Below are 12,066 nucleotides of genomic sequence, written 5' to 3'. Positions count from 1 at the left end.
ATCAAATGAAATTATTGGTGAAAGAAAAGAAAAGGCTTTCCATTAATCTGACGCCATTGATCGATGTGCTGTTCATTTTGATTATTTTCTTTGCTGTGTCTTCTACTTTCCTGGAACAGCCGGGTATCGAGCTGGACCTGCCCAAAGCTAAAAGTTCAGAGGGCCACACTACACAGCGCGTCATCATTTATGTGGATAAAGACCAGAATATTTTTCTCAATGACAATATTGTTTCGATTAACAATTTAATTGATGAAGTAAAAAAATTATCGGACATTCGGGAAGACAAAAGCATTGTTGTAAAAGCCGATGCTGCCGTTCCCCATGGTTTGGTTATTACGATTATGGATTTGCTACGTCAACAGGGCATCTACAAAATCGTAGTTTCAACGGTAAAACCGCAGGAATAAAATAACAGGGATTTTTCATGCCACGAAAAAAAGATATTAATTTCGCCCTTCTGGGACTGGGCAAACTGGGCCAGAGTTTTTACCGTTTGTGGGAAGCCAAAAAGGAAGAAATTTTACGCAAAACGGGCTTTAATCTGAACCTTAAAAAGATCCTGGTCAAACATAAACAGTTCAGTCGTCCGGATTTTGTCGATCACTCCCTGATAACTACCAATGTTGATGAGATTGTAGCCGATCAGGAAATCAAAATTGCCATTGATGCCATGGGAGGAATTGAGCCCACTTTTCAGGTTATTAAGAAAGTGATCTCCTGTAAAATACATTTAATTTCTGCCAACCGCACGCTGCTGGCGGCGCGCATGCATGAACTGGCCGATCTGGCCAACGAGAACCGAATTTACATTCAGCCTGAACCCTCACTGGGCGGAGGCGTCCCGATTATCAGCACCATCCAACGGGACCTGCTGGCTAATGAAGTTAAAGCTCTGTACGGCATTTTAAGTGGGACGTCCAATTTAATATTAACCAAAATGAGCGAAGAGCGCATCTCTTTAAAAGAAGCGCTCAAATCAAAAGAAATTTTAGAAGCCGGAGAAAATCTGTCCATCGTGGATTACGAAGGATCGGACGCGGCTCAAAAGGTGGCAATTCTGGCCGCTGCTGCTTTTGGCATTGACATTAATTATCTTGAGGTGTACGCCGAAGGGATTGCCCAGATTACGGACTTCGATATTAAATGTGCCGGCGATTTTGGCTACGTGTTTAAATTTCTGGCCATCATTCGCGACCATGGTGATCGATTTGAAGTACGGGTTCATCCAACTCTGGTGCCTAAAAATCACCCTCTGGCCCTGGTTAGAGGCGAGCACAACGCATATTTAATCGAAACAGATTTGCTGGATGATTTCATGGTTTACGGAAAAGGCGTGGGCCTGGAGGCAACGAATAGTCTTATTCTAAGGGACCTGTTGTTCCTGGGAAACATCATTCGTTATTCTCCCAGTCGGCTGGATATGTATCATTTGAACTGGAATGACAAACCCGTAGCTTCAATTGATGATGTGGAATCTGCTTACTACATTCGCTTCCCCTGTCAGGACAAACCAGGTGTAATGGGCCTGATTGCTACCATTTTGGGTAAAAATAAAATTAACATCGCTTCGGCCCACGCCGAAGTCGAAAAATCTTACGTTAATTCTATTGGGTTTGTGCACATTTTAATAGACAAGGCAAAGGAAAAAGAGGTACGAAAATCGATTCATGATGTGGAAGCCCTGGATATTACCAGAGGCAGAGTAAAATTGTTCAGGATACTGAAGGAGGTCTAAATGCGGTCTGTTCGTTTAATCAATAATAATCATTATACGCCATCAAAAATAATTGGCGTTGGTTTAAATTATTCAGAACATATTGCCGAAATGCAATCAAAACGGGCTGATGAGCCGGTTATTTTTCTCAAACCAAATTCTGCTTTGTGCCGCCTCGATGAGCCCATCGCCATCCCAACCGAATATGGTTCGGTTCATCACGAAATTGAATTAGCCGTTCTAATCGGTAAGGAAGGCTTCGAAATTGGTGTAGACAAGGCGCTGGAATTTGTGGCCGGCTATGGCATTGCTCTGGATTTAACCTTGCGCGATTTGCAAAAGAAAGCTAAAGATGCCGGTCGTCCTTGGGTTATTGCCAAGGGTTTTAAAAACGCCTGCCCGGTTTCCGAATTTTTCCCGGCAGAACAGATTGAAGATCCCCAGAACCTGGAGCTAAAACTGGTGGTCAATGGCCAGGTGCGTCAGAAAGGCAATACCAGCCAGATGTTGTTTAAAATACCGGAGCTCATCGCCTACATCAGCAAATTTTTCCCTCTGGAAGCCGGAGACATTATCTTAACCGGAACGCCCTCCGGAGTGGGACCTTTGGTGCCGGGGGATATGGTAGAAGCTGAAATTGAATCGATTGCCAATATGCAAACCAAAGTAGTTAGCTGGGACCATGGAGCATAAACAACAATACACAATGGACGATCTCTTGCAGATCATGGATCGCTTGCGCAGGGAATGTCCCTGGGATGCCAGGCAAACACACGAAACTTTACGGCCTTTTTTGCTGGAAGAGACCTACGAGGTTCTGGAAACCATCGATCTGAAACAATGGCCCAGGCTGGCAGAAGAGCTGGGCGATTTATTGCTGCAAATCGTTTTCCATAGTAAAATCGCATCTGAAAACGGCTATTTTACTTTTGCCGATGTGGTCAACGCTATTTCACAGAAATTGATAGACCGCCATCCACACGTTTTTGGCGATCAAAATGTAAATAGTGCGCAAAGCGTGCAGGAAAACTGGGAACACAGCAAAGTGCAAAACGAAGGCCGTCAATCGCTTTTAAGCGGAGTGCCCGGCAATGCGCCAGCCTTGCTTCAGGCCCAGCGATTACAGGAGAAGGCGGCCACCGTGGGCTTCGATTGGCCTGAGATGGAGCCGGTAATTGACAAGGTGATGGAAGAGTTACAGGAGTTGAAAGAAGCCGTGAAAAATCAAAGCCAGGAAGAAAAGGAAAATGAACTGGGAGATGTGTTTTTTGCCCTGGTAAACCTGGCGCGCTTTTTAAATGTTACGGCCGAAGATGCCCTGCGCAAAACCAATCGGAAATTTTTGCGACGCTTTCAACATATCGAAAAACAATACGGAGGCGATCCCCAGGCCATGAAGCAAGCCTCTTTACAAGAATTGGATCAGCACTGGGAAGAGGCTAAAAAGAATGAACGGTGATTTTTTACAACAACTTGAATCGTATTTGAAAGCCCCTGCGGGCCTGGCAGAGATTGCCCGCGCCGCCTGCCAGGTCTTGAAAAACAGTCAACCCCAATTGCCCTTTGTGGTGGTTCAGTACCAACGTAGTGCCAGCCCTCTGTCGGTCTTCTTCCAGAACCATCTGCAAATCCCTGATTTGCAAAAATTCGCTTCGTTGCAGCAGATTTACCAGGGATTAGGCGATTCATTCAGCCAGGTGCACATTCCGGAACAGCTCGACTCTTCTCTTTCTTTTATTTTAATCCTGCCCGAACAGGATTTACAAAAAGAAACAGTGAAACACTTTGTGCGGGACTGGCGCATTATACATCGGATGATTAACAACCATGCGGCTCACCTTATTGCCGAGCAGAACCTGGAATATGGCAATCAAATTTCTCAACTGATTCATGATATTGACGCCTTAATGCGTCTCTGGCAGGATCCGCAAAAAGAACCTCAAAAAATTGAAAAGCGCTTAAAATACCAGGAAAAATTGAATCAGCGCTTGTTGTTTTTTGTGCGGGATCTGGAAATCCTTAAAACCGAAGTAAACATCAGAGAGCTCATCCATGCCACACTGGACGAGCCTGCTTTCAGGATTTTACGGGAAAAAGTGGAATATTCGGGGATTACAGAGACCGACACCATTGAGGTAGACCTTGAGCTTTTTAATATGGCCGTGAAAGAGGCCCTGATGAATGCCTTTAAAGCTTCGCGGCAGGATGCCGGCAAAATCCGGGTAAAAATTTCAAAGGCCAGGGTGGATTTGCATTTTTTTCTAAAAGAATGGCTGATTGTAACGATTATTAATGAGGGTTCAAGTATTAATCCCGATTTTTTACCCTGGGTTAGGACACCCTATTTTACAACCTGGAAGGAAGACGGGCATCCTGGTTTTGGGTTGGCAATCAGCCAGAAAATCGTGGAGGCGCATCAGGGATTTTTAGATGTGCAATCGTCCAGGGATGGCAGGACAAAAGTAAGTTTGTACTGGCCAATGAAAGACCATGATTAAACAACCGCACAATCAAAAGATTTTAATCGTTGAAGATAATGTAATCTGGCAACAAAGTTTTCGTAAATGGCTGGGGAATCGCTACATTTTCGAATTTGCCGGGGATGTAGAAAAGGCCAAAAAGATATTTACGCGTTTTTTGCCAGACATTGTCATCCTCGATTTAGGCCTGCCCAAAATTGAGCTGGGGCTTGAATTGCTGGATTATTTCGTTTCACAGGGCACCGACGTCCAGATTATTGTCATTACCTCTTCCCAGGATCATCAACATGCCCTGGAAGCTCAACGTCGGGGCGCCTCATCCTACTTTTTTAAATCGGAAAATATTAAAGACGAACTGCCTTTAATGGTCCGGCGTGCCTTACAAATGCAGGCCCTGGAACGGGAAAACCGCCTGTTGCGTCGGAAATTGAACGAAAAACTGGTTTTTGAAGGCATTGTGGCCGTAAGCCAGCAAATGCAAAAAATATTGCATTTAATCGAACAAATTCGCGACACCACAGAACCGGTGCTCATTACCGGGGAATCCGGAGTCGGCAAGGAGATTATTGCCCAGCATATTCATCGGCGTAGCAAGCTGGCCAACAAACCATTCATTGCCATTAACTCTGCAGCCTTGCCCGAAACGCTTCTGGAAAATGAATTATTCGGACACGAAAAAGGGGCCTTTACCGGAGCCCAATCCCTGAAAAAGGGGAAGATCGAATTGGTCAAAGGCGGTACGCTTTTCCTGGACGAGATCGGAGACCTGCCTCCTTCCATTCAGGCAAAACTGCTGCGTGTCCTTCAGGAAAAACGTTTTTACCGCTTAGGTGGAACCAAAGAGTTAACCGCCGATTTCCGACTCATTACGGCCACCAATCGTTCCCTGGTGGAAGAAGTAAAAAAAGGCAACTTTAGAGAAGACCTGTTTTATCGGTTGAACGTCATCCCTATTCACATTCCACCTTTGCGTGAAAGACCGGATGACATTCCGGCATTGATTAATCACATTGTAGAAAGTTATTGCGCAGAAAACAAAATGTCTGTACCGCGCATTGATCCCATGCTGGTAGCCTATTTATCCCGTTTGGAATGGAAAGGGAATGTGCGCCAGCTTAAAAACACATTGATCCGGATGTTGGTGCTCAATCCCAAGCAATTAACCGTAAAAGACCTGCCGGAAGAATTAATCGAAAAGGAAAACCCCATTCTTCAAAACGCTTTAAATAATCGATTGACCCTGGAAGAGATGACCCGCCTGTATGTCCGAATGGTCTATGAACATGTGGGTAAAAACAAAAAAGCGGCCTGTGAATTCCTCAATATCAACTACCGCACATTGATGAATCGCCTTAAAGAGTGATTTGCACATTCTGCAATTCGCCCCTCCCTAAAATTGTAAAAAATACAATTATCCACATTAAGGTCAGCACAATTTACTAAAAAACAATAAGTTAAGAGGCGCAAAGATGTAATTGTCTTAACTTACAATAAAAACAATAAGATACAGATTGGCATGTTTGTTGCAATTAAAAAAACAAAAACTCAGGAGGAGTCATGATGATTGATAAAATTTTAGATGGAAATTTTAGAATTGAAACCCTGCAGGATGAACAGGGCCGAAGATATTATTCCATTAAGATATCGTTTTCTAATGATGATATTTTAACGGTGTACAAGGAAAACATGCAGGAATTGATGGAAGTGCTGCCCAACATCATTTCTTCGGCCATTAAAGCACGGGTTTTGACGGATGCCGTGGTTAACTATTAACTTAAAAGGGGGGCACCATGAAGATTTTTATTTGTGAACAAGACCCATATCGGGCAAAATTAATACAGGATATTCTGAGCATTTACAACTATCGTCTGGTTACCATCAATCAGATATCCGACCTTTTCAGAAAGGCCCATTTTCAGCGGCCCAAAGTTATTGTGGTGGACGAAACCTTTGTAGAACAGGCTCCTCAAGATTTCTTCCGCCGTTTACGGCGCGACCCGATTACGGCAAAAATTCCTGTTATCTTTATTAAAAATAAAGCATCAAATATTAATCTGGTAGAATTTGATAATCTGACGGAAATTGTTTCTGAGCCATTCAAGATCAAAAATTTCAGACATTTTATTGATCGTTGGACTATTTTTCGCAGTTTGTATTTACAAAATTAAACATTGGTGGTAAATATGGAAACTTACATTGTCATACATCTGGTACTTGTTGGAGTGCTATTTGTAATGAGCAATATTCGCATTAAAGACGACGCGCTCTCCTAAGCTTAATGGCATTTAGAGAGCACACACGGCTTTTATATTTCTACCCTAAAATGGATTTTAACAATGAACAGGATGTTCTGGGTCGAAATATAAAAGCCTTTATTTTCTAATCCAGCGCCCATCCCTGATTATTTGTAATGGTGAATGCTTTTTAATGAAACGTTCCACCGCATCCCTGACGCTCATTTTCATGTACGTAAATCGTTCTTCTGGCAAAAAACTGAGTGGCGTCATGCCGCCATTGCCTTGCGCCAGGTAGGAAGAGAGAGCTACCCGGTACATTTTGGCCATGTCCAGCGGTTGTTCCTGTATTAAAAATTTTACCACTTTTTGGCCATCCGGTTTGTGGGAGTCATAAACAACTTTGCCCCCGGCAATAGCCAGGCCCATGAATGTGCCCTGGACGCTGCGTTCTATTAAATCTTTTAACATTTTCCCGCGGATATTTACCACTACCAGCTGATTGGCAAAGGGCAGGGCGTCCAAAAGATCCATCCTGGTAATCGGGCCAATGGGGATATTTTGCCGTAAGCTGTTGTAGCTGTTCATGGCGAAATCGGCTTTGCTCACCTCTAACATGGCATCCGCCATTAAATTATTAAAAGGCGCCTCGCCCTGAGTGCTGCGGCTCAGCGTGGTCAGAGTGTAGCCGATGACAGAATCCGCATCTGCATGGTAAACTTTCTGCAAGCTATCGATGAAAGCTGCCATGGAAGCATCGGGCCAAAATTCATCTTTGGTGAGCAGCAACATGGCGCCATCTTTGCTTAAGTAGTCGTATTGGGTGATGGCTTTGCTTTGCAGATCGTAATGCAGCACAACGGCGCCAAGATTGCTACCCCGTGCGTAGTTTTGAAAGCACAGGGTGTGTGTAACAGGGTCTTCCCAGGGCTGTGCGTAGCCGCTGCGTAAACGACCGGAAATCAGGATGTCAATGCCAGGCAGATAGTGGGCCAATTCCATGCTGGTTAAAAACGAAGTTTTTTTAATGTGCAGCCGGTCCTGTTCTTTTAAAAGTTGATAATCTTCCTCTGCATCATAGGGCAGGCCCAGGTGGGCCAGGGCAATAATCAGATCGCAGTTTTGTTCTTTTAATTTTTCTACAGTTTGCCTGGCGGCCTTCAATTCCGGTAAAAAGCGAAAGGATTGAATTTGCTCCTGTTCATCGATGGTTTCCACGACCTGGCTTACCACGCCGAAAAGTCCGATTTTTAAGCCATTTTGTTCAATAATCTGGTAGGCTTTAAAGGGATTGGGCCCATAGGATTGCACATTGCAGGCCAGCAAAGGAAAGCGGGCCAATTGGGCCAGTTCATCCCAGGATGGCCCGGCAACGCGGAAATCTTCCACACCGGGCACGGCAGCGTCATAGCCCATCTGATTCATGTATTCAATTAGAGCCCGGCCTCTGGAATGCTTAACCAAATCGGATGTGGTGCTCAGGAAATTTCCACCGTCCAGAAACAGAACCAGATCCCCTGTTTTTGCAGCGCGTTTTTTAACCGACTTGATGATGGTGGCCGCCGAAGCCCCACCACCCAGTGTGGGCGGAAAATTGGGATTCAGGAATCGTGCTTTTTGCTCGCCAATACGCGCTTGCAGATCGTTGGTAAAAAAAAGGTAAATCTTTTTGACATTGGCCCCATTTAAAAGGCCGATAAGGAAAAAAATTAAAAACAGGGCAAATTTTGCTTTATTTAACATGTTCTAATTCCTGTTGCCTAAAATAGGTTAATGGTCACATCAAAACGGAAGAAATAGTTAGTCCATTTCACGCGATCCAGATCGCTGCGCGCTTCCAGCCCGTAGATGGTGTCCGGAAATAGATCGGGCTGGTAGAATTCCTGGTGGTTCAATCCGGCTGCCAGGTCGATATGCCAGTTCTTTAAATACCAGCCACTGCCCACGGAAAGGAGGGTGTTGGCCAGGTTGTGATTGTAGGGTAAGGTAAAGTAAGCAAAACCGATGCGAAACGGTAATTGGTCATGAAAGAAGAAGTACTCAGCGCCGGCACGTAGGGTAAAAACATCCCGGTAATTCAGCTTTGAGCGGGTAGAGACTTTAAACGAGCTGTAAGAGCGGTAGATGAAATCCAGGAAAACGCGGGCTTCCAGAATACTTTGAAAACGGTAATCCAGGCCGCCTCCTATGATCAAGGGATAGGTGAACCGTTCTTTGACCTGCAGCGTGTCTTGCTTCAACTGCTTGTCAAAATCCAGTGTGTAGGGCAAGCGGACAAAAGCGCCGAGAGCCAGTCGCTGGTTAACTGCGTAATGCAGGCCGAGATTCACAAGCAGCGGATGGTTGGTCAGGTTACGTGCGATATCCACACGTTGGGCCGCAAAGAGGTCGCCGGGAACCCGGGGTTGAATTTTCATTGTAGAATCGATTTGGCCGGTGAGGAGTCCCACTTTAAGTCCCACATTCAAATGGTTAAACACCTGCGCGCCGATGACCACGAATATTTGGCGGAACAAGCCTGTCTGCTCAATCCAGTTGTAGCCCAGTAATTTGTCGGTTTTGTCAAAAGGATCGCGCACTTCTTCGGCGTAGTTGTAACGAAAATCCAGGAAGGGCATGATGCCAGCCTGAATGGCAAACGATTGTTCGAGCGGCAGTGCGTAGCGCGCCATGAAGTAGGGGGCGAAATAATAGTTAGAATTAAAAGAATAGGAGCCAAAGTCATTAAAACCGGCGAATGAGTCGTAATAGGGAAATTGCCGATCTTCAATGAGTTTGTCGCTCATCATTCCGGCCTGCAAGGTTAAGCGGCCTGCCGGAGCAGAGACCAGAGCAGGATTTTGCAAAGCATTAGCCAGGCTGCCCTTGTTGGCCAGCCCGCTTCCGGCCAGTCCTAACATGCGAGCCGAATAGAAGGTGGTTTCCTGTCCGTAGCGCATGCGCGCCAGATTGAGATCGGCCATCTGAGCCTGAGCGGAAAGCATGGCCATCAGTATTATGAGCATTACGTGAATCGTTTTCATTCTGTGCCTCTTTAAAAATTGTAATTGACTTCAAGATAAAAAAAGTGTTGCTGGGCCCGTTTCCACAGGGCGCCAAACATTTTGCCCGGATTTGCGTCGATGGTTGACTGATAGGGCTGAAACTGAATCTGATTAATGGCCTTCTGATGATCTGCCGTGTATTTCATTCGAAGCGACAAATTACTGGTCAGCCTGGAGTACACGGAGAAGAAGAAACGTAGCGCGCCACGGGGACTGTCCATAACCATAAATTGTGTTTCTTCAAAATTCCAGAAAAAGCCTTTGTAGTACAGCAACATGCCACTCAGTCGAAAATTGTTGTTGAAATTGTGCGTGTAATTCACGCCCAGGGCTTCGCCATCCAGCACAAAATCGCCAAAAACCCGGGGCCGGGGGTGGACGATGAGTTTTGAATTGGCGTACAACAGATCAAAAGCATCGTAGCCTGAAAGACGGAAGCGTAAACGGCTGCGCAGTTCGTAGTTCTTGTAGAACTGATTGGGCGTAAGATCGTTTTGCGGTTCACGCGATTGCCATTTGTGCCGGATCTGAAGATCGAGAGGGTAAACCGGACGGTAGTCCACAGTACCCACCAAACGGTAATTTTTGGCGCGGTCTGCTTTACGCGTCCAGTTGTCATATTCCAGACGCATGGTTAACTGACGAATGATCTGGTAATAGGCATTCAAATAAAAGCCGGCCTCGGCCTGGGGCTGGGGATTGTTGCTGTACAACTGACCGTAAAGCGGAGTTTGCAGATAATAATAGTCTTCAAAGATGGTTCCTTTGTAGCGCCGGTAGTTAGAAAACGAACGCTGGTAGGGATTGTCGTAACCAATGTCGTAATTGCGGTAAAGTAAAAGCAGATTAAAACTTTCCTGTTGCCAGTACAACGAAGCAACCAGGGCTTTGGGGCCATCAAAAAGTTTAAAACCAGGACCGCTCTTGTCCAGCAGGCCATATTCGCCCTGAAAGGCCAGATTGTTCCAGACCGTTTGAAAATTAAATCCATAGACGCGCCGAAAAGAAACCGCCTGGCTCCAGAATAGATTTTCACCTCGGGAAGCCGCTCCTCCGTACGCCTGTTTAATTTCGCTGTCTGCGGTACTTTGACGAATGTCCCAATTTTGATTGCCCGAATTGTCGGCGCCCACAACCTGGTAAGGGTCGGGGTCCAGGTAATGATCGTAAGCGCTTTCGTAGTAACTTAGCCCTAAAAAGGTACCCGGCGTAAAAGTGTATTGTAAATGGGCGCCGTAGGTCAGTTCATTAACTGCATTCAACCAGCTCAGGTTTTGATTGTTGGGCCCGCGCAATGTGTCGCCCGGCGCAAACCGAAAACGCTGATCCAGCACAATAAAGTGATTGAAAGAGGGCTTACCATTGTACTGCGTTTTGTTCAAAATAGCGTCACGCCGGTCAAAGGAAACAAAGCCGATGGCCCTCAACTTCCGGTACATGGCCTCAAAAGCAGCGCCGCGCAGAGTAAATTCCCGGTTGCGGGACAAATCTCCGGAAATACCGTTAAAGCGTTTACGAAAACCATAGCCGGATTTGCGGGGCGTAAAAAAATCGGTGTTTTCAAAAATAACACCCTGTCCCAGAGTTACTTTGTAGTAACCGAAGACCAATTTTTTCACTTGCAGCGCCTTCCAGCGCCAGTCTTTAAAAGTTAAATGAAATTTAGCTTCTGGCAGATGTACGGGATGGTCTAAAGCGTAAATCATGGGTTCGCCATTGGCGCGCACATAGCTGATGCCCATGTCCAGATGTTTGCCCCTGGTGAGACGCAATCTGGAAAAGACGGTTGGGATTTGCGTTAAGTTGCTTCCTGCGGCTTCCTGCCCCACATCCAGGAATTGGGCCTGCGGCGACTGTTCGGCTTCTTCGGCGATGAAGGGGGCATTGTCCATGCGTAACAGAAAGCTGCCGTGCCAGTTGGCGTAAGTTTCGTCCTTAAATTGCACAAAATTTCTCAGGCTGCGATAGGCGTAGTTGGACAATCCAGGGGTGTAGCGTAAATCGCGCGTATCCCGAAAAAAGTGCACCAGTTTCCGTTGTTTGAGGATGGCTACCGCATCCACCGGAGAAACGTTTTGCAAATTGACCAGGTCTTCGTAACCCAGCTGGTTAATATTGGCCGGTTCCAGGGCCTTTTCAATCCACAAATCGATCAAATCATTGTTAATGCCTTCGGTGGAGCTCCAACGATCGAGCCGGAAATAAATCTGCTCAATCCGCTCCTGCACCGGAGAGGCTGGCGGGATGGGTTCAATTTTGATCCATTGCTTTAATGTTTTGAAACTATTGGCGTCCATGCCAGGCACATCCCATAACTGGTAAATGCTCTGGAAGGGGCCCTTAAACTGAATGCGCTGATAAATGGCCCGGGCCAGTTCCTGTGGAATAGGCAGAGCGCTGATTTCTTGCAGGGTAGCCTGATTGACGTCGATTTTTTGTTGAGCGCCGGCTGGCAGTGGATTGTACAAAAGGCTCAACAGGACAAGGACAAGAACACAACGCAAGCGCCATAATTTGCCCTGCGGACGTCTGTCGGCCGTATTGAATAGGGGATTCGCTTTCATGATGCCACTTTTTGTTTTTTGCTTTTA

General features: G+C 45.9%; 11 protein-coding genes. 8 read left to right on the top strand and 3 right to left on the bottom strand.

The window, feature by feature from the left end; genetic code table 11:
- Positions 1–5 precede the first annotated feature (5 nt).
- From ACWB0I_RS06440 to ACWB0I_RS06405, 8 genes are all read left to right on the top strand, one after another.
- On the top strand, positions 6–410 hold the full coding sequence (locus ACWB0I_RS06440; RefSeq protein WP_479387225.1) for an ExbD/TolR family protein: 405 nt from the start codon (positions 6–8) through the stop codon (positions 408–410).
- 17 nt (positions 411–427) lie between these two features.
- Positions 428–1,738, top strand: coding sequence for a homoserine dehydrogenase (locus tag ACWB0I_RS06435; protein ID WP_479387224.1), 1,311 nt, complete (start codon positions 428–430; stop codon positions 1,736–1,738).
- Positions 1,739–2,410 (top strand): fumarylacetoacetate hydrolase family protein, encoded by a 672-nt coding sequence (locus ACWB0I_RS06430; protein ID WP_479387223.1) that lies wholly within the window; start codon positions 1,739–1,741, stop codon positions 2,408–2,410.
- A complete protein-coding gene (gene mazG / locus ACWB0I_RS06425; protein ID WP_479387222.1) occupies positions 2,400–3,176 on the top strand; it encodes a nucleoside triphosphate pyrophosphohydrolase in 777 nt (258 codons plus the stop codon). The genes ACWB0I_RS06430 and mazG overlap by 11 nt, the downstream gene beginning before the upstream one ends.
- Positions 3,166–4,215: an ATP-binding protein gene (locus ACWB0I_RS06420; RefSeq protein WP_479387221.1), complete on the top strand. Its 1,050-nt coding sequence runs from the start codon at positions 3,166–3,168 to the stop codon at positions 4,213–4,215. Before mazG ends, ACWB0I_RS06420 begins: the two co-directional genes overlap by 11 nt.
- Positions 4,208–5,560 (top strand): sigma-54-dependent transcriptional regulator, encoded by a 1,353-nt coding sequence (locus tag ACWB0I_RS06415; RefSeq protein WP_479387220.1) that lies wholly within the window; start codon positions 4,208–4,210, stop codon positions 5,558–5,560. The genes ACWB0I_RS06420 and ACWB0I_RS06415 overlap by 8 nt, the downstream gene beginning before the upstream one ends.
- A 194-nt stretch (positions 5,561–5,754) precedes the next feature.
- Positions 5,755–5,970 carry a hypothetical protein gene (locus ACWB0I_RS06410; RefSeq protein ID WP_479387219.1) on the top strand — a complete coding sequence of 72 codons (216 nt, stop codon included), beginning with the start codon at positions 5,755–5,757 and terminating at the stop codon, positions 5,968–5,970.
- Between the two features lie 17 nt (positions 5,971–5,987).
- Positions 5,988–6,365 (top strand): response regulator, encoded by a 378-nt coding sequence (locus tag ACWB0I_RS06405; protein WP_479387218.1) that lies wholly within the window; start codon positions 5,988–5,990, stop codon positions 6,363–6,365.
- Positions 6,366–6,569: 204 nt separating this feature from the next.
- Here the strand turns inward: ACWB0I_RS06405 and ACWB0I_RS06400 are convergent, their stop codons facing one another.
- Genes ACWB0I_RS06400 through ACWB0I_RS06390 form a run of 3 tightly spaced genes read right to left on the bottom strand, consistent with a single transcriptional unit; the run spans position 6,570 to position 12,039 of the window.
- Positions 6,570–8,174 carry a bifunctional metallophosphatase/5'-nucleotidase gene (locus ACWB0I_RS06400; protein WP_479387217.1) on the bottom strand — a complete coding sequence of 535 codons (1,605 nt, stop codon included), beginning with the start codon at positions 8,172–8,174 and terminating at the stop codon, positions 6,570–6,572.
- A 17-nt stretch (positions 8,175–8,191) separates the two neighbouring features.
- The gene (locus tag ACWB0I_RS06395; protein ID WP_479387216.1) at positions 8,192–9,454 is read right to left on the bottom strand and encodes a hypothetical protein; all 1,263 of its coding nucleotides are present in this window, start codon (positions 9,452–9,454) and stop codon (positions 8,192–8,194) included.
- An 11-nt stretch (positions 9,455–9,465) separates the two neighbouring features.
- Positions 9,466–12,039, bottom strand: coding sequence for a helix-hairpin-helix domain-containing protein (locus tag ACWB0I_RS06390; protein ID WP_479387215.1), 2,574 nt, complete (start codon positions 12,037–12,039; stop codon positions 9,466–9,468).
- Between the last annotated feature and the right edge of the window lie 27 nt (positions 12,040–12,066).

The organism is Caldithrix sp. (genome assembly GCF_056497305.1).
The sequence above is the reverse complement of the archived record's forward strand: the minus strand, read 5'-3'. Positions and strand labels throughout refer to the sequence as shown.

Coding starts and splice junctions, on each gene's coding strand:
- ACWB0I_RS06440 (WP_479387225.1), top strand. CDS start 6: ATGAAATTATTGGTGAAAGAAAAGAAAAGGCTTTCCATTAATCTGACG.
- ACWB0I_RS06435 (WP_479387224.1), top strand. CDS start 428: ATGCCACGAAAAAAAGATATTAATTTCGCCCTTCTGGGACTGGGCAAA.
- ACWB0I_RS06430 (WP_479387223.1), top strand. CDS start 1,739: ATGCGGTCTGTTCGTTTAATCAATAATAATCATTATACGCCATCAAAA.
- mazG (WP_479387222.1), top strand. CDS start 2,400: ATGGAGCATAAACAACAATACACAATGGACGATCTCTTGCAGATCATG.
- ACWB0I_RS06420 (WP_479387221.1), top strand. CDS start 3,166: ATGAACGGTGATTTTTTACAACAACTTGAATCGTATTTGAAAGCCCCT.
- ACWB0I_RS06415 (WP_479387220.1), top strand. CDS start 4,208: ATGATTAAACAACCGCACAATCAAAAGATTTTAATCGTTGAAGATAAT.
- ACWB0I_RS06410 (WP_479387219.1), top strand. CDS start 5,755: ATGATGATTGATAAAATTTTAGATGGAAATTTTAGAATTGAAACCCTG.
- ACWB0I_RS06405 (WP_479387218.1), top strand. CDS start 5,988: ATGAAGATTTTTATTTGTGAACAAGACCCATATCGGGCAAAATTAATA.
- ACWB0I_RS06400 (WP_479387217.1), bottom strand. CDS start 8,174: ATGTTAAATAAAGCAAAATTTGCCCTGTTTTTAATTTTTTTCCTTATC.
- ACWB0I_RS06395 (WP_479387216.1), bottom strand. CDS start 9,454: ATGAAAACGATTCACGTAATGCTCATAATACTGATGGCCATGCTTTCC.
- ACWB0I_RS06390 (WP_479387215.1), bottom strand. CDS start 12,039: ATGAAAGCGAATCCCCTATTCAATACGGCCGACAGACGTCCGCAGGGC.